4 protein-coding genes are annotated in these 4,376 nt (G+C 55.2%); 3 read left to right on the top strand and 1 reads right to left on the bottom strand.

What is annotated here, in order from left to right; genetic code table 11:
* Positions 1–142: transposase (locus H0V34_10685; GenBank protein MBA2492132.1), on the top strand; the 142-nt coding region annotated here is incomplete at its 5' end.
* A gap of 192 nt (positions 143–334) precedes the next feature.
* Here the strand turns inward: H0V34_10685 and H0V34_10680 are convergent.
* On the bottom strand, positions 335–1,099 hold the full coding sequence (locus H0V34_10680; protein ID MBA2492131.1) for a hypothetical protein: 765 nt from the start codon (positions 1,097–1,099) through the stop codon (positions 335–337).
* A gap of 114 nt (positions 1,100–1,213) precedes the next feature.
* On the opposite strand from H0V34_10680, the gene H0V34_10675 reads away from it, so the two are divergent.
* Together H0V34_10675 and H0V34_10670 are read left to right on the top strand one after the other, a co-directional pair.
* Complete coding sequence (locus H0V34_10675) at positions 1,214–2,023, top strand: patatin-like phospholipase family protein (protein MBA2492130.1); 810 nt, start codon at positions 1,214–1,216, stop codon at positions 2,021–2,023.
* A gap of 187 nt (positions 2,024–2,210) precedes the next feature.
* Positions 2,211–4,376: hypothetical protein (locus H0V34_10670; GenBank protein ID MBA2492129.1), on the top strand; the 2,166-nt coding region annotated here is incomplete at its 3' end.

Below are 4,376 nucleotides of genomic sequence, written 5' to 3'. Positions count from 1 at the left end.
CTCCAAGGTGCGCGCCAGCGTCGAGCACGCTTTCCATGTTGTTAAGCATCTGTGGGGCCATGGCAAGGTTCGTTATCGTGGCTTGGCGAAAAATCTTGCACAAGCCTTTACCTTGTTTGCGCTGGCTGAGCGGAAAAAATAACGTAAAGCCGCACCCATGACCTACTGAATGCCTGCTCAAGCAGGCCTGCACACCGAAATGATGATCACCCTGATCTTGCCGCACTAAATCCACTCGCTTGCGTCTCTTGTTCAGAGGTTCCCTAGCGCTATTGGCTTATGCTGTGTTGAGAGAGTTCCAGAGCCTGACCAAAATGAATATAAAGGGCCGGAATTATTCAGAGCTTCCTTGCCTTTGAGGTCGGGCAACATTTTGACTCTTGCAATCATTGTCTTTTCGCTCATAGACTTTTTTTCTGCAGTTCTTCTCCGCGTGGTTCTGCGAGTGATTCATGTTACGACGTAGATAGCTGATCGTTATATACCTAACCGCGCGGACGATCGCCCAGTTATTCGAAGCGATGTCTTGATCCGCTGCTTTGCCGGTGGAGTCGATTGCCGATAATTTCTGGGTCAAGCCTTCGACCGCAAGCAAAGCGACCACCATGTCGTCATAACTGTGTATGACCTGCTGATATTCGGACTTTCCGATCGCGCCATTCATCCAGGCCTCGCATGCCCTGTAAAGTGCATCGCGAAGTAGCTGAACAGTAACGGTTCGCTGACTAATTTGCTCAATCGCTTCGGCCATACTTAATTTACCGGTTGCTTTTCCCTGATCCATTACTTCGGCGTCCAGCACGCCCGACGCCGTCAGCCCGGCTAGCGCGTCGGGACTTGGTTCGGCGCACACCACTCGTCTCGTATAGGTGTTCGAACTACCGTCAGCTAGACAAGGGTCTAACCCATCGTCAGCTCCGCAGGCTTTCGAGCCACAGTCAATTACAGAAGCTTTGTCGGTCACCAGCAGCAGCCGTTGTTCTGCATCGAGACTGAGGCTAGTTGGCGGTGCCTCGTCGATGGAGAATGGCCTGAATGTCGAACAACCATTTGTGACCGAAACGATTACCGCGATGAGCATGAGTCTGTCAATACCCACGGCGCCTCCTTTTCTGTAGTATCCGACCGAATTGGTTCGGGCTGAATAATTTGCTCGAATTGAAGTGGCGTTGCGGTTCTTCGGCAAGCTAACCAGGTTTTAGACGCTTATACCATGAAATCCTTCTGGATCAGGAAGGCTTTAAGAATTTTGTCGCTTGTCGCATTGGCTGGCTTTATCTGGCTTTGGGCTATCAGGAAGAGTCGGGTGAACAATCACGACGACCAGTCAAAAAATTCGAAAAATGCCGATCAAAATTCAGCGTTGTTTGAAGTTTATCCGAAGGAGTTCCGGGACGCCGAGGAGGGCTATCTCAAAGACCGGCGTGGATGCATCGGTGAAAAGATAGCAGAAGGAAAAGAGGAAGAGCTAAGGTCGATCGGTTTTGCCCTGTCGGGCGGCGGCATCCGCAGTGCGACCTTTTGCCTCGGTGTCTTCCAGGGGCTGGCACATCTGAAGCTGCTGCGCCGCATCGATTATCTTTCGACGGTCTCTGGCGGCGGGTATTTCGGGGCGTTTCTGGGGCGTCTCTACACGCGATTCGCTAAGTCCGATAACGCGACGGCCGTGAAAGACGCACCGGCTCTTGTTGAGGAATTGCTCAGTCCTCCAGTCATCGACCAAAAAAGACAAGAACGAAGAAAGGAGGCTTTAGGACGAGCTGAAATCGATCCTATTGAAGCTTTGCGCCGCAATGGTCGATATCTGGCGCCCCAAGGCAGTGGCGACGTGCTGCTGGGTTTCGCAGTATTCATACGTAACTGGTTCGCTATTCATGTCGTGCTTTTCACCTTCTTTTTGGCGGCGTTTCTGGGCACACAGCTGATCCGTGCTGCGCTGGAGAACGGGTTGAGGGAAGGCCAACCTCCGAGCTGGGCCCCGGCCATCGAGTCCTATAGCTGCCTGACCTGCTATCTGCCGTGAGGCGACACCATTCTTTTGGTGGAGCCCTTACGGCTGGCTGATTCCTATCATATTTATAGTGTGGTCGATCCCGTTTGGATGGGCTTACTGGGTGCTGGCGGATAGCGTAACCGGTCGTAATGCTGATCGGCGAACTAAGCGAGTTTGTTCAGCGCTCGCGGCTGGCTTGTTGTTGATAGCTATCACGATGTCGGTGGGCTGGATGTTCGACGAGCATCTTAAAGCTTTTGTCTTGGGGGTGATTCTCTCTGTCTTCGTAGGGTTGGCGCTGTATTTTCCGGGTTTCTCCGCGCTAGTGCTTACTCTTGCATCGCTAACGGCGATTGGTGGTGGCGCCTATTTTGCTGGCTGGAACACCGGGTTAGGCGTGTTCGGTGCCGTGATATGCGGCTGCGGTGGGTTGGCGTTAATCGCCAGCGGGGCTGTTCTGCGGAGAATACCCGTTGCGATGTTGCTGTTACTTTTTATCGCAATGATCCTGGCGGCGCGTGCGTCTTTTATGGTGGAAAGCGGGGTGGCAGGGTGGGTAGCCTTTGGTGCTGCCGTGATTTTGCTGCTTTCGTATATCCTTCTCACAGTCTTTCCTGAAGACGGGCAACATCAACGAAAAGAAGTCCGTAACGACGCAGCCCGTAACCGGATCTCCCGGGCGCTGAAATACGCGATCGTGGCGTTGCTGTTGGTCGCCGCTTTCGTCATCATCGATACGCTCGGCCAGACCGTCTACACCGTCCTTGCCAGATCCGGCGATGGGGTATGGCCGTGGCTCACGGCGCTCTATGGCGGCCTCGCGGCGCTCGTTGCCGGCGCCCGTCGCCTCGCCAAGCTCTTCGGCGGCCAGGTCAATGGCGAGCGTCTGGGCGGTTTCACGGGCGCACTGTTCCTCGCCGCAGGACTCGTTGTTGCCACCATTGCGCTAACGACAGTTAACGTCGTATCTCATGCGATAGCCTGGGATTTTACACTTCCGCAGGACGCACCCAAGGGATTGGTGTCTCCCACCCCGGTAGCGGATCTACCGGCTGGGGTCCGCGCATTAGAGCGGCTGGCAGATACTATCGGCCGGAGCTGTCTATCGAGCGATCAACAAACTGGTTGTCCGGACATTGAAGCAACCACGGCTAGGGCCCCCGCAAACGGAGCCGCATTGCCTGGTGCTTCAGAACGAGATTTGCATCCCACCATCGCGACGCTTATGGCCGCGCTGATTCTATCCGTCCTGTTCGGGATGGCACGGGTTTTCGTCAACAATTCCTCGCATCATGCCTTATATGCGGCGCGTCTTACACGCGCTTATCTCGGCGCCTCGAACCCGGCGCGTGCGGGGAATGGGGCCAAACTGACCAACGTGCACCCAGATGACGACATTTGTCCGCAGGATTACTGGAAACGTGAAAACTTCGCTAAAGTCGGAATGCCGCTGCACCTCATCAACGTGACCATCAACGAGACCCGAGACGAGCGCACGAATACCGAGAATCAAGACCGCAAGGGGGTCGGTATGGCTTTGGGTCCGGCGGGAATCAGCGTCGCCGCACACCATCACGCGCAGTTTGATTGGAAAAAAGAAGTTTCGGAATACGCCGCGAAAGTAACAATTACACCTCAGCCCTCGGAGGGGACGTTCAGCGTCTTCGCTACAGAGCAAAAAAAGACCGAATTCAAAGGTGAATCGCTGTCGCTCGGAAGCTGGACGGCTATCTCAGGCGCGGCATTTACGACCGGGCTTGGTTACCGCACCAATCTCGGGCTGAGCCTGCTGGCGGGCATGGGCAACGTACGCCTGGGTTACTGGTGGGATTCGGGCGTCACGGAAATGTACAAACGAGGCGGAAGTGATTGCGAAAGAGCGAGAATGCGCTTGGCGTCCGTTCCGCTCTTCGGCGTGCAGCGTGCCTTACTGGCAGAATTTCTTGCGCGCTTTCGCGGCACGCATCGCCGCTACTGGCATGTAACCGACGGCGGTCATTTCGAGAACCTGGGCGCCTACGAGCTGATCCGGCGCCGAGTCAAGGTAATTGTGATTATCGACGCCGAACAGGATCCCGACTACGAGTTTCCGAGTCTGGCTAATCTGGTACGCAAGGCGCGCATCGATTTTCAGGCCGAGATCGAGTTTCTGGACGAACAAGACTTCGAGCAGAAACCATCAGAGCCTGTGTCCGAAACATCAGGCACTGGGCAAAGACCATCGAAGCCCGGACAGGAATCTGAACGAGAGAAGCGGCTGGGCAAGGAAACGCCCCGCGATTTCGGACCGCTTAAGCATTTGCGACGCGGCCGCTGGCAGGACGAACCGTTTAAAGAACCATCACATCGATTGGGAGAGCGGGTGCGGCAGATCCTGCTGCAC

The organism is Gammaproteobacteria bacterium (assembly GCA_013696315.1).
Lineage (GTDB): Bacteria > Pseudomonadota > Gammaproteobacteria > JACCYU01 > JACCYU01 > JACCYU01.
This window is presented reverse-complemented; position numbering and strand designations above follow the sequence as displayed.

What these genes read in the sequence shown, in the direction of transcription:
- H0V34_10675 (MBA2492130.1), top strand. Translation starts at nt 1,214, where the DNA reads ATGAAATCCTTCTGGATCAGGAAGGCTTTAAGAATTTTGTCGCTTGTC.